Here is a 26,132-nt window from a genome sequence, read left to right as displayed (position 1 = left end):
AAAAATCAGCACAAACGGCACAAGCTTAGCATAGCGTTCCAAGTCCACTTCCACAATCAGGAATTCTTAATCTATGGTGAGGTAATCTTAGCTTATTAGGACGAAAAAATGACCCGCAAGCAGTCACATTGAATGATCAATTGTGCTGCCTGCGAGTCATCGTAGTTGTAAGTGTGTATTAGAGAGAAATAACGCGGCCTGTCGCTTGGGATTCGAATGCAGCCAGGATAACTGCAAGCGATTTGCGACCTTCTTCGCCGGAGATGCTTGGTTTGGTGTTTGTCAGAAGCGATTCGATGAACGCATCTACAACGCCGCTGGTTTCTTGCTTATCGTTTGTGCTGATTGCACCAACGTTGTAGCGTTCAACTGTGCCGTTACGAAGCTCAACGATGATTTGATCCTTCGGATCCGTACCGATCTTCATAACGCCGTTCTCGCACCAGAATACAGTGGAGTTGTCTTCGCCTTTGTAGTACGTCCAGCTTGCTACAAGCGTGCCGATTGCGCCGCTCTTCATACGAAGCAAGCAAGTCGCGTTATCGTCAACATCTGTTCCTTCTTTATCAAGCGTACCGATGTAGCCTGTAACTTGCGCAACTTCATCGTCAAGCAGGTAACGGATCAAATCGGACTTGTGCACGCCAAGGTCGCCCATTGCGCCCATGATTGCTTCTTCTTTACGGAAGAACCAGCTGCCTTTGCCGTCTACGCTCCAGCCTTCAGGGCCGGGATGGCCGAAGGAAGTACGGAACGTCAATACGCGGCCAAGCGCGCCGCTTTGAAGAAGCTGCTTCGCTTTCACGTGTGGAGGCATCAGGCGTTGGTTGTGACCAACCATCAGATATACGCCGTTCTTGCTGGCAGCTTCGATCATGGCAGCCGCTTCTTCGTCTGTGGAAGCCATTGGCTTCTCAACAAGCACGTGAGCGCCTGCGTTTGCAGCAGCAATTGTAACCGGAGCATGCAGATAGTTCGGCGTACAAACGCTGACAGCCTCTGGTTTAATTTCGCTAAGCATAGCTTCGTAGCTTGTGAATGCTTTCGCATTGTATTTCGCTGCAAGTTCCTCTGCACGTTCGATAACGGGATCTACGAATGCCACGAACTCTACGTTCGGGTTAGCAGCGTATTCCGGAATATGACGGCGCTGAGCGATCGCACCGCAGCCTACGACGGCTACTTTGATTTTCTTCATGTGAAGCAACTCTCCCTTTGATCAATAATTATGCTTTATGGCCGTTTGCTACCAGCCAATTCATGCTTGTTTGTACGGATTCAAGCGGCGGATTTGCACAGCTGTCCTGCTCAACTACCAGCCATTCAACGCCTGCTTTGTTAGCCGCGTCGATAATATCGTTTAGCGCAAGATCACCATTGCCAAGCTCGACGGTGTCGATATGGTTGACCGATGTTTCTTTGCGGAAGTCTTTCAAGTGAAGCAGCGGCAGACGGCCGGCATATTTGGCGATATAAGCGAGCGGATCTTGATTGGAGTATTGCACCCAACCGATGTCCATTTCCACTTTAAGCAGATCAGCATCTACTTTCGTGTACATCGCATCGAAAATGTATTCGCCGTCGATTTGAGCGGCAAATTCAAAGTCATGGTTGTGGTAGCAGAATTGCAGACCTTCGTCGCGCAGACGAGCGCCGAATGTTGCGAATTTCGCGATCAGCTCGCGCCAGAACGCTTCTCCGCCAGCCAATTGCTCAGGGGACAACCAAGGGCAGATCACATAACGTGCGCCAACGGTTTTGAGGTATTGGATTTGTTCGTCCAAGTTTTCTTCAAGCTGCTGCAAGCCAACATGGCTGCCGAATGCTTCAAGGCCAAGCTCTTGCAGAAGGTCGCGCATTTCTTCAGCCGGGATATCTCCGTAGCCTGCAAATTCAACGCCTTCATAACCCATTGCCGCTACTTGGCGAAGCGTGCCTCTGAAATCTTTAGCTGTATCGTCACGCAGTGTAAACAATTGTAATCCGATTTTCACTTGTGATCTTCCTTTCATAATGACGGATGAACGCCTGATCGGCGTCAAGCCCGGTTAGTTGACCAATCTGACAACCATTATAGTGGATATCGAGGCGTTCGTAGATGTATTATATAACAGTGACATGTACAATTTTGCTGCAAAATGGAGAGAGACCTTTGAATACCGAAATTATGAGCTGCAATTACTCCTATCATTCACAGCCATTTCAAATTACCAATCGGGACGGATTACGCGCCTACGTGTTTCGTTTGCAAGTGGACGGCAGCTGTGAGGCATTCGTCGACGGGCGGATGCAGCGAATTGAAGCCGGTGATCTGCTGCTCTTTAAGCCTGGTGACTACTATCAGTTGAACATCGCGCCAAGTCACTCTCAAGAAGAAGAGGATGCGCAAACCGAAATCTCAAGCGGCGATTATTACGTCATCTGTCGCGGGAGCTGGCTCGACGAATGGTGGAGCCGCAAGGATCGCCCTCAGCGGGTAAAGGTTGTTCCGGATGAACGCTGGCTGTCCGTCTGGCAGGCGCTTATCTTAGAGAAACGGCGCTTTGAAGCAGAGGATCGCGAACTGGCCGATTACTTACTGCGCTCGTTATGCCTCTGCATTGACCGTGCGATTACAACACAGTCTGTGTTTCAAGGGAAATCTTTTGTCGCCACACGCATGAAAAACTTCATCGACGAGAATGCCGCACGGTCGTTCACGATTGCGGAGGTTGCCGAATGTGCACGGCTAAGCGTATCGCGCACCGTCCATCTGTTCAAGGAATGCTATGGCATGACCATCATTCAGTATACCCAAAATGTCCGATTATCCATGGCCATTGACCGCATCAAATACAGCACCATGACCTTAGAGCAGATCGCGGTTACATGCGGCTTCGGCAGTTATTCTTACTTCTATCGGGTGTTTCGTCAGAAGTACGGCGTGTCCCCTGCAGCCTATCGGCTGAGCTAGCCATTACGAACATTACGAATAACTTGAACATGAGTTCACTTTGCTGTTCTTGGAAACAATAGCATCATGTTTCCGGCCTAATTTGTCCCCCATATTCTAATCGGAGGTCTGCTGCCGCATGCGATTCAAAGACGTATTCTCCATAATCGGACCCTCCATGGTGGGCCCTTCAAGTTCGCATACCGCAGGTGCAGTCCGTATCGGACTTGTTGCCAGTCAGCTTCTGGGCGGCGTGCCGGATCAAGCGGAAATTATTTTCTACGGCTCCTTCGCCGCCACCTATCAAGGACATGGTACGGATATTGCGATTGTCAGCGGACTCCTTGGATTCGCCACGGATGATTATCGCATCCCGCAAGCGCTCGATATCGCTAGTGATCGCGGCCTTGCCATTTCTTTCGAACAAGGCAAAGGACTTTTCTCCCATCCCAATACCGTAAAACTCGTCTTATCCGTGGATCAGCCTGTCCCGCAGCAGCTATCTTTAATTGGAACCTCCATCGGAGGCGGTAATATCGAAATCGTCGAATTAAATGAATTTGCCGTTAAGCTTACCGGTAACTACCCCACGCTTGTCATTCGGCATGCTGACCGCCCCGGCGTGATTGCCGACCTGACTTCTTTGCTGAAATCGGAAAGCGTCAACATCGGCCATATGTCCGTCGATCGTAAAGGTCGAAGCGGCGATGCACTGACTGTGCTTGAGCTGGATGCTGCCTTGCCAGCTCCGCTGCTGGAGACTATCAAAGAAATCAGCCATGTGCAAGCCATTTATACCGTTGATCTAAGTCAATCAGAGGGGAGTGGTACGTCATGAATTTTCGGACGTTATCCGAGCTTGGCGAGCTGTGCGCGCAGCGCGGGCTTTCGATTGGGCGGTTGATGCTGGAGGAACAAAGCGCGGAGTCAGGCAAGTCTCCTGCGGACGAATTCGCCAAGATGACCGCCTATTACGGCGTCATGAAAGAAGCGGTCCGCCGCGGTCTGCACGAGAATACCACTTCGCGCAGCGGGTTGACCGGTCTAGATGCACAGCGCGTACTGGCGAAGAGACAAGAGCTCGAGCCCAGCCTCGGCGGGTCGGCCAGCGATGCGATGGCGTATGCGCTTGCGGTGTCTGAGGTTAACGCCTCGATGGGCCGCATTATCGCAACGCCAACGGCAGGCTCATGCGGCATTATCCCCGGCGTCTTCGTCAGCACCCAGGAGCGGTTCGGCTTGGCTGACGAAGAACTGGTCTATGCCTTATTCGCCGCCGGCGCCATTGGCTATGTCATCGCCAACAATTCCTTCGTCTCCGGCGCCGAAGGCGGATGCCAGGCGGAGGTTGGCTCCGCCATCGGCATGGCGGCCGGCGCGCTCGTGGAGCTGCGAGGCGGCACACCTGCGCAAGCGATTCATGCCGTAGGTCTCGCGCTGAAGAACACGCTCGGATTAATCTGCGACCCTGTCGGCGGACTTGTAGAAATTCCGTGCATCGTGCGCAACGGATTCGGCGCCGTTACGGCACTGGCTGCCGCGGATATGGCGCTTGCCGGTGTTCGCAGCGTCATCCCCTCCGACGAAGTCATCCAGGTCATGCTCGAGGTTGGCTCAGCCATGCCAGAGATCCACCGCGAAACAGCCGGCGGCGGCCTGGCCCAAACGCCGACCGGCCGCAAAATTATGAGCGACCTGAAGCATAAGAAAAAACCGCAGCAGACGTAACAATTAGCAGCCGCAATAGCACACTCCTGATACCAACCGGATGTATTTAATAGAAATGCTGCCAATTCTGCAACAATTCTACGAAATAAGAGCTTTCTGAGAGAGAATGTTGCATAATAGGCAACATTTTCTCCCGGAAAGTTCTTTTTACTACCTATCCTCTTTGAATTGTTGCATTTAAAGCAGCATTTGATGGAATTCGGCCCCCCAGAGTGTGAATTGTTGCACTTGAGGCAGCATTTCAGCGCAGCGTTGGTCGTGAGAGTCGAGTTGAACCGCTGAGAGTCGGTTTTTCCGACTCTCAGCCTCTTTTCGGCGCGGTTTCGGCGCTGAGAGTCGCATTTTTCGACTCTCAGCTACCGGAGCGGAGGTAGATTAGTTAGTTGAATCGCTGAGAGTCGCTTTTTCCGACTCTCAGCTACTTTTCGGCGCATTTCCAGCGCTGAGAGTCGCATTTTTCGACTCTCAGCTACCGGAGCGGAGGTAGATTAGCTAGTTGAACCGCTGAGAGTCGGCTTTTCCGACTCTCAGCCTCATTTTGGCGCGGTTTCGGCTCTGAGAGTCGGATTTTTCTACTCTCAGCTACCGGAGCGGAGGTAGCTTAGCTAGTTGAATCGCTGAGAGTCGGTTTTTCCGACTCTCAGCCTCATTTTGGAGCGGTTTCGGCGCTGAGAGTCGCATTTTTCGACTCTCAGCTACCGGAGCGGAGGTTGATTAGCTAGTTGAACCGCTGAGAGTCGGTTTTTCCTACTCTCAGCCTCATTTTGGCGCGGTTTCGGCGCTGAGAGTCGGATTTTTCGACTCTCAGCTACCGGAGCGGAGGTAGCTTAGCTAGTTGAATCGCTGAGAGTCGGTTTTTCCGACTCTCAGCCTCATTTTGGAGCGGTTTCGGCGCTGAGAGTCGCATTTTTCGACTCTCAGCTACCGGAGCGGAGGTAGATTAGCTAGTTGAACCGCTGAGAGTCGGTTTTTCCGACTCTCAGCCTCTTTTCGGTGCGGTTTCGGCGCTGAGAGTCGCATTTTTCGACTCTCAGCTACCGGAGCGGAGGTTGATTGGTTAGTTGAATCGATGAGAGTCGGTTTTTCCGACTCTCAGCCTCATTTTGGCGCGGTTTCGGCCTTGAGAGTCGGATTTCCCGACTCTCAGCTACCGCGATCAAATGCCCAGCCACTTTAGAATCGGCACAAGACAAGCGCCAATTAGAATCGACGGCAGCAAATTCGCGACCTTGATTCGCATCACGTTCAAGATATTAATGCCAATGCCCATAATCAAAACCCCGCCGATAGACGTGATTTCTACGATTATATCGTCCAGCATCGTCTGACCGATCCAAGTCGTAATGACGGAAGCAAACAGCGCAAGTGCTCCTTCATACAACAGAATTGGCACCGAGGAGAAAAGTACACCTACGCCTAAGGTCGATGCAAAGAGCAGCGCGAGAAATCCATCCAATATCGATTTAGTAAATAAGATGTCATGGTTGTTATGCAAGCCGCTCTCCAGCGACCCAAGCACCGCCATAGCCCCGATGCAGAATATGAGTGTCGTCGTAACAAACCCTTCCGCGACGCTGCTTGGCTTGTCTTGCGATATTAATTTCTGCAAACGTTCACCTAGTAATTGCAGCTTATGCTCAATGGCAAGCAGCTCGCCAAGAATCCCGCCAATCGCTAAACTAAAGGCCACGAGTACAAAATTGTTGGACTTAAGCGCCATGCCGATACCGAGAACAAGAACAAGAATCCCCATTCCGGCCATAACCGTTTTTCTCATTTCTTCTTTTACATGAGGAAGCACGATGCCAAGCGTGCCTCCCCCAATTATTGCAGCTGCATTTACGACTGCCCCCGTCAATACCACCTTGTTCTACCCCTTTATGGTCACTTCCCGTCTATCGTAACATGGAAGCTACTCGTGATAGAACTCTTCACACACCTCATCCAGTGAAAATTTGCATCTGGCCCCTGCGCGTCGCACTGAGGTAAACTGCTCAATTTATTCAACCCCGCGGAAACGGGAAGGTCTCCTTCAAGCCCATGCTGCTCATATCGATCGCTTCCCAGCCAAGACCGAATGCTGGCGATGCCGGATCCAGCGTAAATTGCACGTGGCCGCCTTCCCCTTCTGTGATTAGCATCGCATCCGCGTTCAAGGTGTGCGCATCAAATTTGCCATCCACCATATTGCGCCAAGCTTCCCATGGAATTGGTACGAGGCCTCGCTTGTCATCCCCGTAGATGCCGCTCACGGTCAGCTCCTTCGTCCCATTGTCATAGAGATTGAAGTCCGCCTCCAGCAGCCGGTCATCCTTCCAATTGACGAAATGATACAGCTGATCCCCCGAGCTCACTGCAAGGTTACGCAGAATCGTTATATCTCGATTCTCCTCACCGGCCATTTCTTGCGTGCCGAAGGCAGCCCGCGCATCGTTCCGTACCAGCAGATTGTTCTCAATCCGGTTGCCGATGCCTTTGGAGAACACAACAAACCACAGCACGCCGCTGCCCGCGCTGTACAAATCATGGATCACATTATGCGAGACGTGATAGTGATCCGATGCATCGTCCAAATAAATACAGAAGCCGAAGGAGAAATAAATGCCGCTGTGATGAAACCGATTGGCGATAATCCGGTTGCCGGTTCCCGCTCCCCAAGACTCCAGCATCCCGCCATCTTGGCTGTCCTTCATCACATCCCAGAAGTTATTGCGAGTAATCAGGTTGTTCCGCGTGTGCGTGAAATCCCAATGATTCTCCCACGTAACCTCCGTCCCGTAATAGGATGACTCCATGGCGCCTTGTCGTAACCCTTTCAGCGAAATGCCATATCTCGGCATGCCGTGAATCTCGTTATGTGACACTTCATTGCTTCCGCTTTGATAAAGCTGAATGCCTGAGCTGTGACCAATGAGTTCACCGCCGAACCGGATCAAATTATTCGTAATGAGATTCCCTTTGCTCACATCAGCCTGCTCGGCGCTATCATAGTCGCCTTCTCCCGGAGCGATGCCGATCACATAGACACCGTTATAGCCGGTATGCTCAATCAGATTGTCCGAGATTTCATTCCCCTGACAATATCCATTCAGTACGATGCCGCTGAAGCCACTGTTCCAGAGCCGGCAGCCTCTAACGGAAATACCGCAGGCATTCTCGAGATAAACGAGTCCATGTCGGCTCTCCAAGTGCTCGCAGTTGCTATCCGGCATTCGATATTCCTGCGCATAATCGGAGCACTCCACCGTTAATCCTTCAAGCACAATGCCCTTCACCGGGGTGTCAGGCGAACTGCCTACCAGCTCAATCACCCGCTTCATAGCAGGAGCTGCAATCACTTGCTCCTCAATGGGCAGCTGCCTCGGATAATAGTATAATTCGCCGCTAGCCGCGTCGAAGTAATATTCCCCCGGTTCCGTCAAGAGCGACAACGCCCCTTGAACTCTGTACCGCGAGCCTTGGTCGATCCCCCATGGCGCAGGTTCTTTGAACGAGACTATCCCTTCTTCCCAACTAATACGGTCGATCGTTTTCGTTTCCGTGAACCAATTCCACTCGCCTTCCCCAGGCCATATGTGGATCTGCGCACCTTGCGTACCCGGCCCGTGCTCGAATCTCGGAACATCCTCCTTATGAAATCGAAACCCGGTTCTCGAATCACCGTCTCCTCTACCGGCAACGACATGGTAACCTTGTTTGGGACTCCTCGCCGTCCATGCGCGTTCCCCATTCTCATAGAGCGTATGAATTGCACTACCTGCATTCAGCCGGACACGATAGGTATGGTCATCATAAGGCTCCCAACCTGTAATCGCGCTTCCGCCGCTAATCGTGACACCTTCTTCATCCTGTGCAGTACCGCGATAGGTCACCGAGTACCCATCAGCAGCAGAATCACGCTCATCCAAACGCAGCGGTTCCGTCAATTCGTACCGCCCGCCGCTAATCCAAACGGTAATGTCCTGCTTATAGGCTTCCGCCAGCTTCATTCGTACCAGTTCCCTAGCGCGTTCAAGTGTCCGAACAGCCGCCTCAGCAGTCATCCCCGTGTTAGCATCATCGCCATCCTTAACCGAAACAAACAACTCCATCTGAATAGCCCTCCCGTTCCATGTAAAAAGAGGCAGAGGTACCGTACTGCTCCCCCTGCCTCTTTGGCTTCGTTACCTCTTACCAGTAACCCTTATGATTACTTCAGGCCTTGCTTCACAAGGAACTCATCCCATTGTTTCTGGATCTCTTGGTCGATCTTCTCTTGACCTGCCGCTTTCAGCTTCTCGATATATTTCGGCATGATATCGGCAGGATCAACGGCACCGGTTTCCAGTGCTTGCGCGAATTCATTGTTAACCGCATTTGTGTTAGCAAGCTCCGACTTGATCGGATCTTGGTTAACGGAGAAGCCATACGATGCAGCAACCATTGCGCTGTTGTTCAGATCGATCGTTTTTTGCCATACATCTGCGGTTTGTGGCGCTTTCAGGTAAGCATTGAACTGGTTACCGAACACCCAGTCTACATTCGGCGCATAACCGGAATCTTTGATCGGCTCGATGTAGTCGCCGTCTTTCTTCGTATAGTGTTTGCCTTCAATACCGTAGCAGATCAAGTTGTACAGGAATTTATCTGTGTTTAACAAGTTAATGAACATTAAAGCACGTTCCGGATTTTTGGACGTTTTGCTAACGACCTGCATAGCGCTCGCGATACCTGTGAAGTAGCTGTCGGAAATCGGAGCATAGATAACTTCATTGCCGCCGTTGTTATTCATTTCATCGATCTCGCCGCCTGGCTTAGTCGTAAATTCAATACCGACTGCGACATTGCCTTTCTTCTCCAGGTCTCCGAAGTTTTTGAGAATCGGAGCATCCTCGTTGATGTAGCCTGCTTTATACCATCTGTGCATCGTTTCGTAGTATTCTTTCTTCGCATTGATTTGCTCTTCACCCGTCAGAATGGAATAATTCGGGTCGTCTTTCTTGTACGAAACGGCCAATCCGTCTGTACCCACCCAGTCAGGACTTGTATAGAAGCCCCATGAGTTCATGCCCATACCGAAAGGAATGACATCCTTTTCGCCTTCTTTAACTTGTTTCAGGAACGGCTCAATGTCTTTATATGTGTGGATGGTGCTGACATCAAGGTTGTATTTGTCGGCAAAACGCTTCTGAATGACCAAGCTCTTCGTCTTAGCCGCAACTTGGTAAACCGGGAAGCCATATACTTTGCCGTCATTGGCTTTCATATCCGGCCAGAATTTATCCGGAATGTTGGCACGTGCTTCAGGTGCATATTTGCTGATCATGTCGTCAGTAAGTTCAAGCAGTGCGCCTTTATCGATGTTTGCTTGATAGCTGAGCAGCCAGTATTTAGAGCCCCATGCGACATCGAATTCTTCGCCTGCAGCCATGATCGTATTGAGCTTCGGATCGTATTCGTCGAAAGAAAGCGGCTTCAAATCAACCGTTGCGTTAATTTTCTCTTTCAAATATTTATTGATTTCGTCATTAACGGCTTGTTGATCCGGTCCTGGCGGGTTACTTGGATAGTAGAACGTTAATTTTACTTCAGGAAGCTCCTCTTTGACAGGCTCTTCTGCCGTATTATTCGCAGCCGGTTCTTCCGTCGTTGTATTGGTTGTATTCGTTGCGGCCGTGTTCTCGGTCGCATTCTTGTTGTTCCCATTGTTATTGCTGGAACAAGCTGCGATGATGCTGAAGCATAGAAGGAGTAAACACCATTTAAGAACAGTAGACGATGATTTCATTTTCACTTGAAAGACACCTCCGTTTTTAGTTAACCCCATACCTTGTATTTAAGCAATAACAACTTTGTAATTCCTTGCCTCCTCACCACCTCTCATGGAATTCGACTTTATCCTTTCAAGGAACCAACCGTGATGCCCTTTACAAAGAACTTCTGGAAGAAAGGGAAGACGATGAGCATTGGCCCACCTGCCATGATCGCCATTGCCATGCGAACCGATAATGTCGGGAAATTAGCGAATTGCAGCTTGCTGGCCGCTTCTGCCAACGGTGAATTGGCCAGAAACTCGATTTGCGACAGGATCCGAACAAGCAGCAGCTGCAGCGGTACAAACTTATCGTTGTCAATAAAGAGCAAGGATGTGAACCAATCATTCCAATAAGCGAATGAAATGAACAGTCCAAGCGTGGCAAGTGCAGGCGTCGATAAGGGAAGGATGATTTGGATAAATATCCGCGTTTCACTGGAGCCGTCTACTTTCGCGGATTCAATGATTTCAAGCGAGATCTTGTCCAGGAAGCCCTTCATAATGAGAATATTGTAGGGACTGAGCAGCAGCGGAATAATAAGCGCACCTAGCGAGTTCTTGAGATGCAAGTACTGTGTCATCAGGATATAGAACGGAATTAATCCACCATTGAACAACATGGTAAAGAACACATAGAACGTGAGCGGGCGGTTATATCGAAAATCTCGCCGAGAGATCGGGTACGCCGTCAGCGCGGTAAGCAGCAGCGCAATCACCGTACCAACGACCGTAATCGTAATCGTGACGCCATAGCCGCGGAGCATAATGGTTGGTTCCTTCAGCACAATGCGGAAGGCCTCCAAACTGAATTCACTCGGAATGAAGCGATACCCATTCTGAACGAGACTATTTTCAGAGGTAATCGATACCGCGATAACGAGCAGAAACGGAAGCACAATAAGCGCGCTGACGATAATGAAAAATACATTGATGAACCAATTAGATTGCTGCATGGATTTCGCATTCGCATTCGCATTCGACATGTCCACAATTCCTCCTAGAATAAAGCGCTGTCCTTATCGACTCTACGCACCAGATAATTCGCTGATACAATGGTCACCAAGCCGACCACAGACTGCAGGAATCCGACAGCTGCGCCTGAGTTAATGTCACCAAGCTTCGTGAGTGCACGATAAACGTAAGTATCAATAATATCCGTCGTAGCAAAGTTGAGCCCCACGTTATTAGGTACAAAGTAGTGCAATCCGAAATCTCCGCGGAAAATATTGCCAAGACCCAAGATAAACAAAATAATAATAAGCGGCTTCAGCAGCGGCAGCGTGATTCGCGTCATCATTTGTACTCTGGATGCACCGTCCAGCCTGGCCGCCTCGTAATATTCGCTGTTAATGCCCATTATGCCGGCGTAATAGACGAGCGTGGAGAAACCGACACCCTTCCATACCGATACTAATGGCAGAATAAAGAGCCAAGGCGTAGTCTCAAAATACCAGTTATGCGGCTCCATCCCGAGATTCTGCAGAATACCGTTCAAATAACCGCTCTTATGCTCCAGGAACGCATAAGCAATGTAACCCACGAGCACCAGCGATATAAAGTAAGGCAGAAACATCGCGGTTTGGTAAATCTTCACCATTCTTCCTGACACTTCATTAAGCAGCAAGGCGAAGAGCAGCGCGGTTACCGTGCCAAGCACGATGTACGTACAGTTGTACAGCAAGGTGTTGCGAATGATACGAAGCGCATCCTGCGACTTGAAGAGAAATTCAAAGTTGTCGAATCCTACCCATCTGCTGCCGAAGATGCCTTGATCATACCGAAAGAACTTAAACGCTAGAATCAAACCGACCATCGGGAAATAATTAATGACTAATTTGTAAAGAATGCCTGGCACGGAAAGCAACAGCAGCTCTCTGTTCTTGCGTACATGCCGCCATTCTCGGCTCAGCCAGTTTCCTTTGCTTCTTTGACCCGAATCCATCATGACTTGTGACCTCCTCCTTCTGACCTTCATGTTGCCATGCCAGGGCAGCGAAATATAGAATACGATTTTCGAAAAGCTGTATCTTGCACGTGTAAAATGTTCGAATTTATGCAGTTTACAGGCTTATAGACCTAATAAAACCGCCGTTCCCACTGCCTCGAGAGGCTTTGTGGAAACGGCGGTCATAAGATAAGTCCGTTATGAGATGGATTTCTTCATTCGATATTCCTTTGGCGTACTTCCAAACTTCCCTTTGAACAACCGGAAGAAATAGCTCGGATTGGAATATCCGCATTTCTCCATAATTTCGATGACCGTATAATCATCCGTTTCCAGCAGCAGCTGTGCATGCTTCAAGCGGACTTCGTTCATGTATTCCGTTATGGACATCGAGGTGCTGTCTTTAAACATCTTGCCGATGTAAGCCGACGATAGCTTCACGGTAGCCGCGATGGATTGCTGACTTAAATTGATATCTGCGTATTTCTGTTCCACCAATTCCTTAATCGTCTCCAGAATCATATCATTGCGTTCCATCGTTGCCGGACGTTGACCTTCGCAGATCCTAGCGCAAAGCGCCAGCAGCGCAATGTACATTTCCTCCAGCGTTTCTTTCTCCTGCGTAATTTGAGTCGCATATTCCAAATCGACATCAAATTTGATAACGCGGTTATTGGCAATGTCCGCCGCCGTATTCTTCACCACCCATGCCAAGTTGGAGACAGCCCTCAGCATATCGTCATATCCGAAGGTTGCAAGCAGCGTAAATGCCTTCTCCAGCTCGCTTCCCGCCTCGGACATTTGACCTTTCTTCAACGCTTCTGACAGTTTACGTTCGATGGCATCCGGGATGGCGGATTGCTTGCTCAGTAAGTTCTCTCTAATCTGTTCGGGGACTATCGTAGCCATATGACCATGGATAATCTTATAGCTGCAGAGCTGCAGAGCCTGATTATAAGCCGACGAAATATACGGAAATTGCGGAATCGGGTCGCTTACGCCGCATGAGAGCGAGATGCCATAGAAATGAAGGATCGTTTGCTGGATTTCTCGCACAATCGGTACGACCTGCTCGGAGAACGTTGTTGCTGAATCCGGTATAAGTGCTGCATGACCGCCTTGGTCAGCGCTCGCTGAATCATTCGATACGATCAACACCACATGGTCGCCTCGCACCTCAACCACTTCGCAGCGATACCGCTTCGCCATAATTTCATGCGCGATGTTAACCATTGCAAAACTGTACAGCTTCTTCGCAGCTCCCGTCGTATTGCGGTCAAACGCCTGAAATTCATCGATTCGCAGGACACAGACCAGTAACTCGTCCTTTACCGCTATGCCAAGCCCATGCTTCTCGATGACTTCGAGCATATCATGATGCGTAAACAGACTGCTGTCCGTCAGCAGCTTGCGCAAATAATATTTGCTCACGATTTGCTCCGAGCTGATCTCCTGCAGCTTATCCGAAAGCCGCATGTAATTGTCGCTCATCAGATGGAACTCATCGCCTTCATAAACGGCAGGATTCTGTTCGTCTCGCGGTGCTTGCAAGCGAATGCGGCGCAGCATCCTTTCGATCGGCGTATAGAGCTTATAGGACAGCCATATCGATAAGCCAATGGACAGGACCAGGAAGATGCCCGTGATGGCAAATGATTTCGTCCGCGTTGATCGAACATCCTTCATCAGCAAATCGTAGGATTGCACGTAGATGATCGTCCAATTCCGAACTCCGTCATCCATATACGAGACGAGCTGCTTTTTCCCATCGATATCCCCGACCACAAAACCGGAGAGCTGCTTGTTCATGTCCTTATCACGCTGCACCAGCTGTTTGATTTGGTCGCGCTTAGCCTTGTCCTGTTCGGTTACAGCGTCGTCGGAGGAATAGAGGTGGCCGTCTTGATCGGCAATGTAAATTTCATTCCCCTCTTTGTCGCTGCTGACGGCATCCATCCGCTTCAAACTCTCGAATACCCAGTCGGACTTGATGTATAGAATAATAGCCGATTCCGCCCTGGAGAACGGTTTCAGCGAGTTCGTAACGAGAAATGCGAAGGCATCGATTCCGCCGTCTGCCTTCTCCAAGCTGACAGGAATCAGCCGCGAGGTTGGATGCGGCTTCGAAGCATCGAAGAGCCAATCGCGAATTTTAGCTTTTGTTTGGCCGCCGTCCAGCAGGAAGGCGCTTGTCGTGCCGTAGATTTCATTTTGCGTGTGATTATAGATGGCCATGGAATGCAGGAAGGAAGCGCTGTCCATAATGCTCGACAGCCGTTGGTAACCGCGAATGAAGTCCATCTTAGGCAGCTTCATGTCGAACAGGAGCGTGGCAAGTTGATTGTCTTTATTGACGTAGTTGGAAAGATGCGTAATGATTTCGTTCATGTAAGTGAGATTATATTGAATTTGCGATAATACCTTGAGGTTAGACTGCTCTTGGTTGCGTCTGACGGAGTCCTCCAGCACATACGTATTCGCTACGGACAGTGCCATGAGCACTACGACCATGGAAAGCATGATGGAGATTAAGACACGCTGCAAATATTTCTTCGACTTATAGATACCGAAGCCTTTCATAGTTGCTCCCCCTTTAGCACCGAAACTTCGTTTACCTATTATTATGTCAAATGTTGATTCAGACTGCTAGATGTATTTAGCGCGGTGTCGTAATGTCGGTTTCTTTACGAAGGGCGATTTTTTCATTATAATTAGCCATTAAAGAGGTGTAACATGATCATAATTAAAACCAAAGATGAAATCGAGCATATGCGCAAAGCAGGCGAAATTCTCGCAGCCTGCCACCGCGAAATCGCAAAAATGATTAAACCCGGCGTTACAACGAATGAAATTGACCAATTTGCCGAGAAATTCATGGAGCAGCACGGCGCGAAGCCGGAGCAGAAAGGTTACAAAGGCTACGCGTACGCAACCTGTGCTTCCGTCAACGACGTCATCTGTCACGGCTTCCCTTCGGCTGTGCCGCTGAAGGAAGGCGATATCGTCACCATTGATATGGTCGTCAACTTGAATGGCTGGCTCGCTGATTCCGCTTGGTCCTATGCGGTAGGCAAAGTATCCGCGCAAGCGAAGAAGCTGCTCAAAGTAACCGAAGAAGCGATGTACAAAGGCATCGAGCAAGCCGTTGTGGGCAACCGCATGGGCGATGTATCGAACGCAATCCAAAAGCATGCCGAAGCAGAAGGCTTCTCCGTTGTTCGTGAGTTTATCGGTCACGGCATCGGGCAAGATATGCATGAAGAACCGCAAGTGCCTCACTATGGACCTGCGGGTCGCGGAATCAGACTGAAAGCCGGCATGGTCATGACCATCGAGCCGATGCTGAATACCGGCGTATGGCAAAGCAAAATCGATTCCGATGGATGGACGGCACGCACGATGGACGGCGGTCTCTCTGCTCAGTATGAGCATACCATCGCCATTACGGACGAAGGTCCGATCATTCTTACCAAATAATAATGACGTATAAAAGGCTGTATTCGGAAAGTGCGCTCTGCGCCGCTTTGCCGAATACAGCCTTTTTATTTTCACCGGCGGGGGACACTGTTCCGGAGAAACAACAACTTCACAATCACTCTAACTAAAGCATTTCTCCACAAGCGCCATCCGAATATACAATCCGTTCTGAGCTTGTCTGAAATAAGCCGCCCGCGGATCGCTGTCGACTTCCGGATGAATTTCTCCGGCACGCGGCAGCGGATGAAGAATCATGGCATTCGCCTTCATCTCATCCAACAGCTTGCGGTCGATAATATACTGGCCTTCCGCCTTGCTGTACTCCTCCGGGGAAGGGAATCGCTCCTTCTGAATTCGCGTCTGGTAGAACACATCCGCCTTCCTGGCAATACCGGACAGATCCGTCGTTTCCTCGTAGGATATGCCTTTCTCATCCAAGTACTGTTTGACATAGGAAGGAATTCGCACATTATCCGGCGAGATAAAGGACAGATGTACATCTTTGTAATTCGCCAGCAGGTAGCTCAGGGAATGCACGGTACGGCCATAAGTCAGGTCGCCGATCATCGCGATATGCAGCCCATCGATTCTGCCGAATTCCTTCTGAATCGTATACAAATCAAGAAGGGCCTGCGTGGGATGCTCGCCGGATCCGTCGCCCGCATTGATGACGGGTACATTGGAAACCGCGGCCGCGCGCTTCGCAGCTCCGATATCCGTATGGCGCATCACGATGAGATCGCTGTAGCCCGAAATAATGCGGATCGTATCCTCCAACGTTTCACCTTTAATGGTGGACGAGAATTGGCTCGCATTCTCCGTACCGATGACGCGGCCGCCCAGTCGGTGCATAGCCGATTCGAACGAGAATCGGGTCCTCGTGCTCGCCTCGAAGAAGAGCGTGCTCATTATTTTGTTCGGGAAACGCTGATTGCCGCCTTCCTTCGCTACCAGCTCCATGCCTTTCGCGGATTCGAACAGCTCATCCAGCTCTCCTCGATCGAATTGCTTCGCTCCGAGTACATGATACAAACCACTCATACTTCGCCATCCCCTTTACGCGCGTTGTCCATTCGATTATAAGCTAGTCCTACCCGTACATTCAAACCATCCTGGTGATAAGTTATCCAATAATCAGCTTCTCTTCAGGGTACTTAATATCCGGTTTCTTCTTCCCGGAAGTGAACAAGGAGAAGAACAGGAACATCCCGATTCGACCGATGAACATGAGTAGAATGAGGGTGATTTTGCCCGAAACATGAAGCGATCCTGTGATGCCCGTCGACAGTCCGCACGTGCCGAAAGCGGAAGTGACCTCGAACAGCACGGCAGAGAGATCATAACGATGCCCTTCCGCCATGAGGACGGCGAATATGCCTACGATGACGAGCAGCACGGACATGCATAAGAAGACAAAGCTCTTATAGACGTCATCCTTGCTAATCGAGCGGTTGAAGAGCCGAATTTCCTTCTCGCCTTTGGCAAAGTTGATCATCACGATAACAATAACGGCAATCGTCGTCGTTCGGATACCTCCGCCAACGCTTGACGGACTTGCCCCTATGAACATCAATACCGAGATGAGCAGCTGTGACGCCTGATGCAGCGAAGACATATCGATGATTGTAAGACCTGCGCTGCGCGACGTGATAGAAGTGAACAACGCATTCATCAATTGCTGATGGATGGGCATATTCGCGAACGAATGGCCCGCTTCCGTGAGCCAAATCACTACGAAGCCGAGCAGAATAAGCACGGCGTGGGTGACCATCGTAACCTTCGTGAATAAGGAAAACCGAAACCGCTTCTGTTTCTTCCTAGCCCATTCGGTCAGTTCCGCAAGTACGGGAAACCCAACTGCACCAAGTACAATCAATAACATCGTTACGCTCTGCACAAAGTAATCGTCCGAGTAACGAATAAGCGAATCCCCGAACAAGTCAAAGCCCGCATTCGTAAAAGCGGAAACGGCGTGGAACAACCCGTTAAAGAAAGCACTCCATATCGTATCTGACGCGCCGGTCGTATAGAAATAAACACCGAATATAACCGTTCCTAGCAGCTCGATCGCAAGCGTGAGCAGCAAGACAAGCCTCATCAATAAGACGAGTCCAGACAGTTGATTCCGGTTCTGATCAATCATAATGAGCTTTCGCTCCAGCAGACCGATATTCTCCCCGAGTAAGAACCAATAGAAACTGCCGAGCGTCATAATACCAATCCCACCGAATTGAAAGGCGAAGATGAGGACAGCCGCTCCGAAGACGCTGAAGGAATCACCTGTGCTGACCGTTGTAAGTCCAGTAACGCTCACTGCGCTGGCAGCAGTGAATAAAGCGTCAATGAATGACAAGCGCACGCCCGGCTTCCAACTGACCGGCAGCATGAGCAGCAGCGTAATGAACAGGATTCCCAACACATAAACAGAAACGATCAGCCTCGCCGGGGACATTTTGCGGATTAATTTTCTGAGCATAAGTAAGAACATGACTCCTTAAGTAGACCTGATATAATACCGACTCTTCTAGTTTAATCGACAATGTTTTTGGATACAACTTCCTGTCAGTCGCTCGGTTCATTCCTACCCAAAAAAGCCGCCCCACGAAAGGGCAGCCTTGGCATGCAGTGTGAATCGTTTACCCGGATAAGTTGGATTCCTTCTGAAGCCACACGGCCATCTCGCCCGGTTCGCGGTTAGCCCATGCAAAGTAAGGAACAGCCGTAAACGTCACGTTCGTGTAGCGGGAGCCGCTTGGACGATACAGCGCCTGATTCCAATCTTCTGTGGACCGTACTGCAGCCTTGCCGTGAAGCATGACCATCGGAACTCCATTAATGTCACTAGTAGAATGACTGTACTCCGGCTGACGAAGAATCGTCATATCGAAGATGGTAAACGGATTGTCTACAGCTTCTAAGCAGTATACAACAGGTCCGCGCATGAGCGCGACTTTCCCGCTGCTCTCGGACACAAGCGGATTGGATTCAATTTCAACAACCGGCATCGGGAAGCGGAGCGAAACCGTACCCTTCCTAATCAAGCTCACCGGTATATGCAGATAACCATTTTTCAATACGAGACCGTCAGTGATTGTGTTGCCGTCAAATACCACTGTACCGTCGATCTCCACTGTTGGATTCGTGCACCAGCCCGGCATACGGAATGCAAGAGCGGCACCTTCGACAGTCTCTCCGCCTACTTGAACCGTTACCGTTTCCGTCCATGGATAATTCGTTGCCTGCTCTACTTGCATCGATCCCGAAGCCAGCTTGATATTCGCTTTGCTCTGCACATATTGGCTGATATACAACGTATCTTGCTCCGTAGCATAGACGTATTCGCCAATGGCCGCAATGAACCTCAGAATGTTCGGCGGGCAGCAGGAGCATTCGAATACACGCTCACGTCGGTAGTTAGGGAACAGATTCCGAGTATCGTGGACGCCTTTCAAGAAATCATTATGAGCCGGCACAGACTGCAGCGCATTATCGTAGAAGAATCCCGTCCCATCAAGAGACAGTCCAGCCAGAGCACCGTTATACATCTGACGCTCAATGATATCGGCATAACGCGTATCCGGCTCAATGGAGAACATCCGCTGCGCGAAGAATGCCATGGCAATAGAAGCGCAAGTCTCCGCATAGGAGCTTTGATTAGGCAGCATATAAGCCGCGCCAATGGCTTCGCCAAACCGTTCAGCGCTTACCCCGCCGGTTACATACATCTTACGAAGCGTTGCATCATCCCATAGCCGTAAGCAAGCTTCATACAATTCCTTATCGTCATACTCTCTGGAGATATCAGCCATCGAGGAGTAGAAATACATCGCTCTCACGGCATGACCTGCTGCAGCTGGCAGCTGGCGCGCTGGCGCATCATCCTGCGCATACGTATCGTTGTACAATAACTGGCTGTTAAGAGGCGGGCTAGCCGGCCAAGTTCCGTTTCTCACGGAGAAAATGCGATCACGCGCTTCCGTACCGCGGATGTCGATAAAATGTTTGGAGAGCTCCAAATAACGATCCTCTCCGGTAGCCTGCCACAACCGAACAAGTGCCAATTCAATTTCCTGGTGACCTGGAGCCGCATAGTTTGCAGTGCCTTCAAGCTTGAATGCGGTTTCAATGCAGTCAGCAAAACGTGTCATGATATTCAGAAAGCGCTTACTACCCGTGGAGTAATAATGAGCCACAGCGGCTTCCATCATATGACCTGCCGTATAGAGCTCATGCGCAGTGCGGTCTTTGAAACGATTCACCGGTTCGCATGTCAAAAAATACGAATTGAAATAACCATCCACATCCTGGCCCTGTTCAATATAATCAATAACCGTTTCCAGTTTCTTGCTAATTTCTTCATCCGGATGGTAGTACAAAATATAAGCTGCGCCTTCCATCCATTTGGCCACATCAGAATCCCAGAAAATATGCGGTTTGTTGTCCATGCCTTCTTGCCAAGACAGTCGCATCGCGTCAATTCGGCCTGTTTCGTTGAATCGGTCATAAATTGCGTTTACGGTAGCGCGGGCATTGGTGTGCTGCCATTTGCCCCAGAAGCCTTCACCTAGTGATATGTCTTTCCAATTCACTTGCGTTAATTTGCTCATTGTAGACTCAAATCTCCTCTGTCTCCATGTCGTATGTGGTCGAACCTCCTCTGTTTCTTCGACATGGAATAGATTAACACCTTCTGCATAATCAAATTTATTATGAGCCAAAAGAAGACAGCCTTCGAAACGATTCGATGGCTGTCTTCTTCAGATGGGTACAAAATAATACGGGCTTTCATCACAATTCAGGTACTCCGTCACAAGCTGCTCCCGCATCTGCTCGATGAAATAAATCGGATCTGCAATGTAAACCGTACCGGATGCCGCAATGGCGTTGATCTTGCACTGAATCTGTTCCATCACCTGCTCAGGGACATAATACGTGCCGTCGGCGGAATCTCTCGCTTTAATCCAGCAAGTGCTGCAAGTCTGGGATTGATACTCCTGCAGCTTGGCAATTGCCTTAAAATTACGGGTATCCAGATAATAATCAATAAGTGCTTCGTTCATGACTGTTGATGCAGCATCGTGCTGGATATAAATCTTGCTGTCGCTGCGCGAATGTTCCTTCATACCGGATCCCTCGCAAACGCAACTATTATGGTAGGTATTCCACACTATTCCATATGAACCACCTTAATACTATATATCACAAAATTTAGGATGTTGGCACTATTTTCAATACAACTTGTATTCAACGCGGTATACAAAAAAGCGCATCGATACGATATCGATGCGCCTTGCAAATTACATATAGATTTCGATTACATTCTGATCTGTTCGCAATCCGGCAAGAAGCGTCTCACGGCTAATCCGTACGCCGCCCTGACGGTAACGGTTCGCTGTCGGCTGAAGCGAAGCCTCCACTCCGTTAAGGGTTACCCGGCGTTCAGCACTGCCGCCATCCAGATGATAGACGAAACGGATCGGCTTAGCCAGCAAACGGAACTCAAACTGCAAACCGTTCAGATGTTTCGGCAGCACAGGGTCAATGACAAGATCGCCGCCCTCTTGGCGAATGCCCAGACAGTTGGAGATGAGCTGGTTCATGTAGATTCCCGGGCCGCTGGAGTACACTCTCCATCCGCCCTTCACTTGAACCTTGCCTTGTCTTAACTCATCGAATCGCTCCTGTGCCTCATAACGGTCGCCAAATTTCCCGTCGGAACTGCTGAAGTAGGCATTGCTCTGACGAATTTCCGCATTCGGCACGACGTCGCGCAACCCAACCGGATTAATCATCTGCAGCCCTTTCCATGCTTCATCTTGGAATCCAAGCTTGGCCATCGCTTCGACAAAGCGGATATGCGCATGCACATATTGCAAACCGATTTCCCGTCCGAAGTTAGAGGCTTGCTCTGCACGCTTGAAGCGCGTGCTAACGCCGCCGTTATAGACGGCCGGTTTGTTCATCAGACGAACGCCATCCGGGAAATACAGCTTTTCCTTAATGATGTCGTAATGGGCATAGGCTTGCTCTTTGGTGAGCAGCTCGCCGATCATGCTCCTGGTCATCGGCAGCAATCGGTACTGGATGCCTGTCTCGTTCTCATCCGGGTGAATCATCAGCTTCACCTGATCCGGATTCTCCATGTACAAGAAGCCCGGAATCGTGCCGGTTGGCAGCATATAACGGTTAAAGTCGGCTTGAATGCCAGATGCCAAAACACTAAGTTCATCCGACAAGTCCTTGTTGTAATTAACGAGTGCCGCAGCTAACTGCTTCATCACTTGGTAGGTCAAGGATACGGTCCAACTACTGACCAGATACTTCTTGAGCTGCGCGTTAGCCGGCTGCAGCGTATCGTCCCAATCCCCGTCACCGTAAGAAGACAAATTCGTGCCGTGCAGGAAATGCGCTTTAATATAATCGATTTCTTTGCGCACATGACCGAGCAGCGAATCCGTCTGTTCCGTTAACCCAAACGTATGCCGATCCGTGTACGGAAGCTGCACTTCCAGAATGCTGTAGTCTTTGGTCACATTCAAATAATCGCCGATGACCTTCAGCGGCCATACAATAATGTCGCCGTGACTTTCTTCCGATTGCACCTTGTTGTACTTGTCGTACATAAACCACTGCGGCCAGTTGCCTGTATCCTCATATTGATGCGTGAATACAGTCTGCAGGATCGTACGAACAACTTCATATTTCTGCGTAGCCATGAAATATTCCACCGGCCCTTGACAGACGTCACGCGAGCCCCAAGCGGCCCCGCCATATTGCTCTAGACCATGCGGCGTGGAGAAATGAACGAGCATGTTGTGCGTATACCACCAAGCGAGCGTATTCACTTTCTCCAGCTCGTCCGATACGGCTCCATCTAAGGAAAGTTCAAAGCCATTCATCACGCTATAATAGAAGTCACGGTAACGAGCTGCTTCATCTTCCACATTGCGAGTCACAAAAGGCAGCTCTTCACCATTCAATAGTCCCTGAATCGTTAAGCTCCAATTTGTGGCAGCAGCAACACTTAACACAACTAATGAAGCATCGCCGGGCTGGACATGTTCCGCCAGCAGTCGCTCATCGCCGATGCTCATCGAAGCGCCTGAGAGCTTCATGCGGTAGCATAGATCTGGGTAAACGGAGCGGCTGTATGAACGATCATCCGCGCGGAATGTAACAACATCGCCTTCTTGCTCCATGCGGAACGGGACTTCGTATTCGTTATTATCCATCGTTACCTGGTTCGTTACCAAATAACGATACGATTTGCCGTTCTCGGAAACAACCTGCAGCTGCACCTCCGGGGTATCCACCGTCGTAAAGCTCGTCACGACAATCTGATCCTCAGGCAATTTATAAACCCACTTGGCATAGTTGAAGCCAATCTCGTAGGCGGATGGCAGTGCCAGCAGACGATAGCTTCCTTCGAGCTCGACATAGATGCGTTGACCGGATGTCTTCATCATATTGAGCGCATTGCGAGCATTGGACATCATTTTGTTAAACGACGTGTTGCCTACTACGATATGCGAATTGAAGATACCATACATGAATGAGGTCGTTGCCAGAACCTGCTCGTTCATCCGATCGTTATTGCCTGTCATCATAATATGACCATGCGGACGTTCTACCCGTAGCTCTTTATCCTTAAGGACAACATGCTCATGCGTAGGCGTAAAGAAGGACAGCAATGTCTCTCCATCCCGCTCTTCCTGTTGACGCGATGGGTAACGCTGCTCAATCTCGGCTTCGGTCAATGATGCCGATTGAAGCGGCTGTCCGATCGTCGAATGAAGCGAAACCTTCTCTACCTCTTGAACAGCGTCCAGCGGCGCCTGTGATTCTGCCCATGCCCAAGCTTCCGCAATCTCGTCACCAAATTCAAGCGCAGCAACGGCATCGGTATGATTGTCCTTGTATAAGCCATAGAACACGACGCGTGCCGAGCCGAACAGCTGTATCCGATCCGATTGCAGTGCCGCATAAGCAAACTCGTATTGGTAGACCTCATTGGCTAATGATGCCTGCTTAAGGCCTGCCGCTTCATTGGTTCCTTTGTAAGACAAGCCGAACAGCTGGAATCCATCGGTGGAATAGCCGATCGCACCCGTTAGCGCCCCTTGCTGCAAATACGGGAATTTCCCTTGCTGAGGCTGATTCTGTCTGGAGCAAATGACGCAGCCTTTGCTCGTGTCTTGGAACACCGAATGACCGATATACTGCGAGACGTAAGCCTCATTAGAGCGGACAGCGCCACGGTTGGCGATGCCGATATCTTGTCCATACACAAGATCCACTTGAACGCCATCACCGCTCAAGGCGATATCCCAGAACCATATGCCGCGATCCGATAACCGGAAAATAACCTTGTAGGAGATACCCTTCGCCGATCCCTCCCACACGGCAGCATGCTCAGAATAAGCAAAGCGGCTTTGCGATTGGACGCCTAACAATGGAAAAACTTCCGCAATCGTTCCATCTTCGGCAAATAGCCTGAGATACACATTGTTAAACGATCCGTCGATAGCATTGGAGAGTACTTGATTGATAAGTACATCTCCGTGAGAGGCCTGATACAAGTCTCCGCTGTTCAAAAAGGTAAACTGCAGGCCTCCCCCGCTTAATGAGATTCTGGAAAGGGATTTGCTCGTTTCGACTGAGTTATTCACGTTAGTCCACTCTCATTTCCATTTTATTCGTTTGTTTTAGTGAAACGTATCACTAACTCTATAATACCATGTTCGGCACCTTTCCCGCATGATCGAATTCACAAAAAAAGGGGAAGCGACGTCGAAACGTCACTTCCCTATTGCCTGATCTATTCGTTCTTCATTTATCCTCGTTCTCAAGCAGCTTATAAAATTGTGCCACACTGTTAAACAAGCCATCCGGCAAAATATCATAAACCGAGCTTTGATAAGTAGATAACCAACGTACGCCGTACGTACGAAGCCCGGCTGCCTTACCTGCGAGAATGTCTGCATTACTATCCCCAACAAATATGGCATTAGATGAATCTACACCTAATATATGCAGCGCTTTATGTATACCTTCCGGATCCGGCTTCGGTTTATCGACGTCATCGCCTGTAATCGTGACATCAAAAAATTGTTGTAATTGTAACGCCTCGGATGAGATCGCAAATGCACGTCTGCTTTTCCCGGTAATGACGCCAATCTTCACACCTTGCTCCTTCAGATGCTGAAGTAAATCTACCAGTTCCTGTTCATTAGGAACATTATGGTCATGTCCCTTCTCATAGAACGAGTAATAATCCTCAATGGCCTGTAAGACCGCAGCTTTGTTTGTGAAGTTCTCATCTATAATGCCTTCCTCTGTCGGACCAAACATGGCAACAAGCTCATCGTTGGTCACCTCGCGATGATCATGCTGTTTAAACACGGATCTAAAGGCATTGAACGATAATGGTAATGTATCGGCGAGCGTTCCATCAAAATCAAATAAGACGGCCTGAATAGACATACGAGAACTCCCCCTTGTTTATAAAAGGATATGATAACCATTTTATCAGATTAACGGCATTCTCACTCATGTAGACTTCCTGGTTCGCTTCTTGCGCCGAAAACCCGGTAATCTCACTCATGTGGACCTCCTGGTTCGCTTCTTGCGCCGAAAACCCGGTAATCCCGCTCATGTAGACCTCCTGTTCCTGCTTCGCTTCTTGCGCCGAAAAACCCGGCATTCCCGCTCATGTAGACCTCCTGGTTCGCTTCTTACGCCGAAAGCCAGATTGTTAATAAACAGAAAAACCCGTAATTCCTTATGCTACAAGGAATTACGGGTTTTTCTTGGAATGCGGTCGGAGGGATTTGAACCCTCACGCCTTGTGAGCGCCACCCCCTCAAGATGGTGTGTCTGCCGTTCCACCACGACCGCGAAGTGATATGTGATTGTCCATATCGAATGAGGTAAAAGTGAGCCATGTAGGACTCGAACCTACGACACCCTGATTAAAAGTCAGGTGCTCTACCAACTGAGCTAATGGCTCGTAAATGGTGACCCGTAGGGGACTCGAACCCCTGTTACCTCCGTGAAAGGGAGGTGTCTTAACCACTTGACCAACGGGCCTAATTTTCGTCGTTTTTCGACATGCTTTTCAAACGACAAGTGTTATTATATCTAAACCATAAAGCAATAGCAAGCATTTTTTTCAATTCATTTCACAACTTATATTTTACAATTATAGCCAAAATAATTCAGCGCCTCCCCCATCGATACGTTCCCCTAAAAACCTA

Annotated in this window: 18 protein-coding genes and 3 tRNA genes; 4 read left to right on the top strand and 17 right to left on the bottom strand. The window is 49.6% G+C overall.

Annotated features, from left to right (window positions below; genetic code table 11):
- Nucleotides 1-178 precede the first annotated feature (178 nt).
- A complete protein-coding gene (locus tag BLW29_RS24870) occupies nt 179-1,198 on the bottom strand; it encodes a Gfo/Idh/MocA family protein (protein WP_090984691.1) in 1,020 nt (339 codons plus the stop codon).
- A 28-nt stretch (nt 1,199-1,226) separates the two neighbouring features.
- Nucleotides 1,227-2,012: a sugar phosphate isomerase/epimerase family protein gene (locus BLW29_RS24865; RefSeq protein ID WP_090984689.1), complete on the bottom strand. Its 786-nt coding sequence runs from the start codon at nt 2,010-2,012 to the stop codon at nt 1,227-1,229.
- Between the two features lie 140 nt (nt 2,013-2,152).
- Here BLW29_RS24865 and BLW29_RS24860 point away from each other — a divergent pair, with 140 nt between their 5' ends.
- From BLW29_RS24860 to sdaAA, 3 genes are all read left to right on the top strand, one after another.
- Nucleotides 2,153-2,953 carry a helix-turn-helix transcriptional regulator gene (locus tag BLW29_RS24860; RefSeq protein WP_090984687.1) on the top strand — a complete coding sequence of 267 codons (801 nt, stop codon included), beginning with the start codon at nt 2,153-2,155 and terminating at the stop codon, nt 2,951-2,953.
- Nucleotides 2,954-3,071: 118 nt separating this feature from the next.
- Nucleotides 3,072-3,770, top strand: a complete 699-nt coding sequence (sdaAB, locus tag BLW29_RS24855; RefSeq protein ID WP_090984685.1) for an L-serine ammonia-lyase, iron-sulfur-dependent subunit beta — start codon at nt 3,072-3,074, stop codon at nt 3,768-3,770.
- A complete protein-coding gene (gene sdaAA / locus BLW29_RS24850) occupies nt 3,767-4,660 on the top strand; it encodes an L-serine ammonia-lyase, iron-sulfur-dependent, subunit alpha (protein WP_090984683.1) in 894 nt (297 codons plus the stop codon). Before sdaAB ends, sdaAA begins: the two co-directional genes overlap by 4 nt.
- A gap of 1,156 nt (nt 4,661-5,816) precedes the next feature.
- Here sdaAA and BLW29_RS24845 read toward each other — a convergent pair.
- From BLW29_RS24845 to BLW29_RS24820, 6 genes are all read right to left on the bottom strand, one after another.
- Nucleotides 5,817-6,524, bottom strand: a complete 708-nt coding sequence (locus tag BLW29_RS24845; protein ID WP_090984681.1) for a DUF554 domain-containing protein — start codon at nt 6,522-6,524, stop codon at nt 5,817-5,819.
- A 139-nt stretch (nt 6,525-6,663) separates the two neighbouring features.
- Nucleotides 6,664-8,751: a right-handed parallel beta-helix repeat-containing protein gene (locus tag BLW29_RS24840; RefSeq protein WP_090984678.1), complete on the bottom strand. Its 2,088-nt coding sequence runs from the start codon at nt 8,749-8,751 to the stop codon at nt 6,664-6,666.
- 98 nt (nt 8,752-8,849) lie between these two features.
- Nucleotides 8,850-10,427, bottom strand: a complete 1,578-nt coding sequence (locus tag BLW29_RS24835; protein WP_256208885.1) for an ABC transporter substrate-binding protein — start codon at nt 10,425-10,427, stop codon at nt 8,850-8,852.
- 107 nt (nt 10,428-10,534) lie between these two features.
- Entirely contained in the window at nt 10,535-11,437 is a 903-nt protein-coding gene (locus tag BLW29_RS24830; protein ID WP_256208874.1) for a carbohydrate ABC transporter permease, read from the bottom strand.
- A 14-nt stretch (nt 11,438-11,451) separates the two neighbouring features.
- On the bottom strand, nt 11,452-12,399 hold the full coding sequence (locus tag BLW29_RS24825) for an ABC transporter permease subunit (RefSeq protein WP_090984674.1): 948 nt from the start codon (nt 12,397-12,399) through the stop codon (nt 11,452-11,454).
- A 198-nt stretch (nt 12,400-12,597) separates the two neighbouring features.
- The gene (locus tag BLW29_RS24820) at nt 12,598-14,979 is read right to left on the bottom strand and encodes an AraC family transcriptional regulator (RefSeq protein ID WP_090984673.1); all 2,382 of its coding nucleotides are present in this window, start codon (nt 14,977-14,979) and stop codon (nt 12,598-12,600) included.
- A 153-nt stretch (nt 14,980-15,132) separates the two neighbouring features.
- On the opposite strand from BLW29_RS24820, the gene map reads away from it, so the two are divergent.
- Nucleotides 15,133-15,876, top strand: a complete 744-nt coding sequence (gene map, locus BLW29_RS24815) for a type I methionyl aminopeptidase (RefSeq protein ID WP_090984672.1) — start codon at nt 15,133-15,135, stop codon at nt 15,874-15,876.
- A 120-nt stretch (nt 15,877-15,996) separates the two neighbouring features.
- On the opposite strand, the gene pyrB is transcribed toward map, so the two are convergent.
- The 9 genes from pyrB to BLW29_RS24765 form a co-directional block, all read right to left on the bottom strand.
- Complete coding sequence (pyrB, locus tag BLW29_RS24810; protein ID WP_090984670.1) at nt 15,997-16,917, bottom strand: aspartate carbamoyltransferase; 921 nt, start codon at nt 16,915-16,917, stop codon at nt 15,997-15,999.
- Nucleotides 16,918-16,999: 82 nt separating this feature from the next.
- Nucleotides 17,000-18,352, bottom strand: a complete 1,353-nt coding sequence (locus tag BLW29_RS24805; protein WP_256208872.1) for a TrkH family potassium uptake protein — start codon at nt 18,350-18,352, stop codon at nt 17,000-17,002.
- A 160-nt stretch (nt 18,353-18,512) separates the two neighbouring features.
- A complete protein-coding gene (locus BLW29_RS24800) occupies nt 18,513-20,483 on the bottom strand; it encodes a glycoside hydrolase family 127 protein (RefSeq protein ID WP_090984666.1) in 1,971 nt (656 codons plus the stop codon).
- 150 nt (nt 20,484-20,633) lie between these two features.
- Entirely contained in the window at nt 20,634-20,999 is a 366-nt protein-coding gene (locus BLW29_RS24795) for a hypothetical protein (protein ID WP_090984665.1), read from the bottom strand.
- A 174-nt stretch (nt 21,000-21,173) separates the two neighbouring features.
- The gene (locus BLW29_RS24790; RefSeq protein ID WP_177186811.1) at nt 21,174-24,545 is read right to left on the bottom strand and encodes a GH36-type glycosyl hydrolase domain-containing protein; all 3,372 of its coding nucleotides are present in this window, start codon (nt 24,543-24,545) and stop codon (nt 21,174-21,176) included.
- 160 nt (nt 24,546-24,705) lie between these two features.
- Nucleotides 24,706-25,359 carry an HAD family hydrolase gene (locus BLW29_RS24785; protein WP_090984663.1) on the bottom strand — a complete coding sequence of 218 codons (654 nt, stop codon included), beginning with the start codon at nt 25,357-25,359 and terminating at the stop codon, nt 24,706-24,708.
- A gap of 332 nt (nt 25,360-25,691) precedes the next feature.
- Nucleotides 25,692-25,773: transfer RNA gene (locus tag BLW29_RS24775), tRNA-Leu, on the bottom strand.
- 39 nt (nt 25,774-25,812) lie between these two features.
- Nucleotides 25,813-25,885 (bottom strand) — tRNA-Lys (locus BLW29_RS24770).
- A gap of 5 nt (nt 25,886-25,890) precedes the next feature.
- Nucleotides 25,891-25,965 (bottom strand) — tRNA-Glu (locus tag BLW29_RS24765).
- Nucleotides 25,966-26,132 lie beyond the last annotated feature (167 nt).

Source organism: Paenibacillus sp. CF384, from assembly GCF_900106745.1.
Lineage (GTDB): Bacteria > Bacillota > Bacilli > Paenibacillales > Paenibacillaceae > Paenibacillus_Z.
Note: the sequence above shows the minus strand (reverse complement) of the source record. Positions and strands in the feature narration are given on the sequence as shown.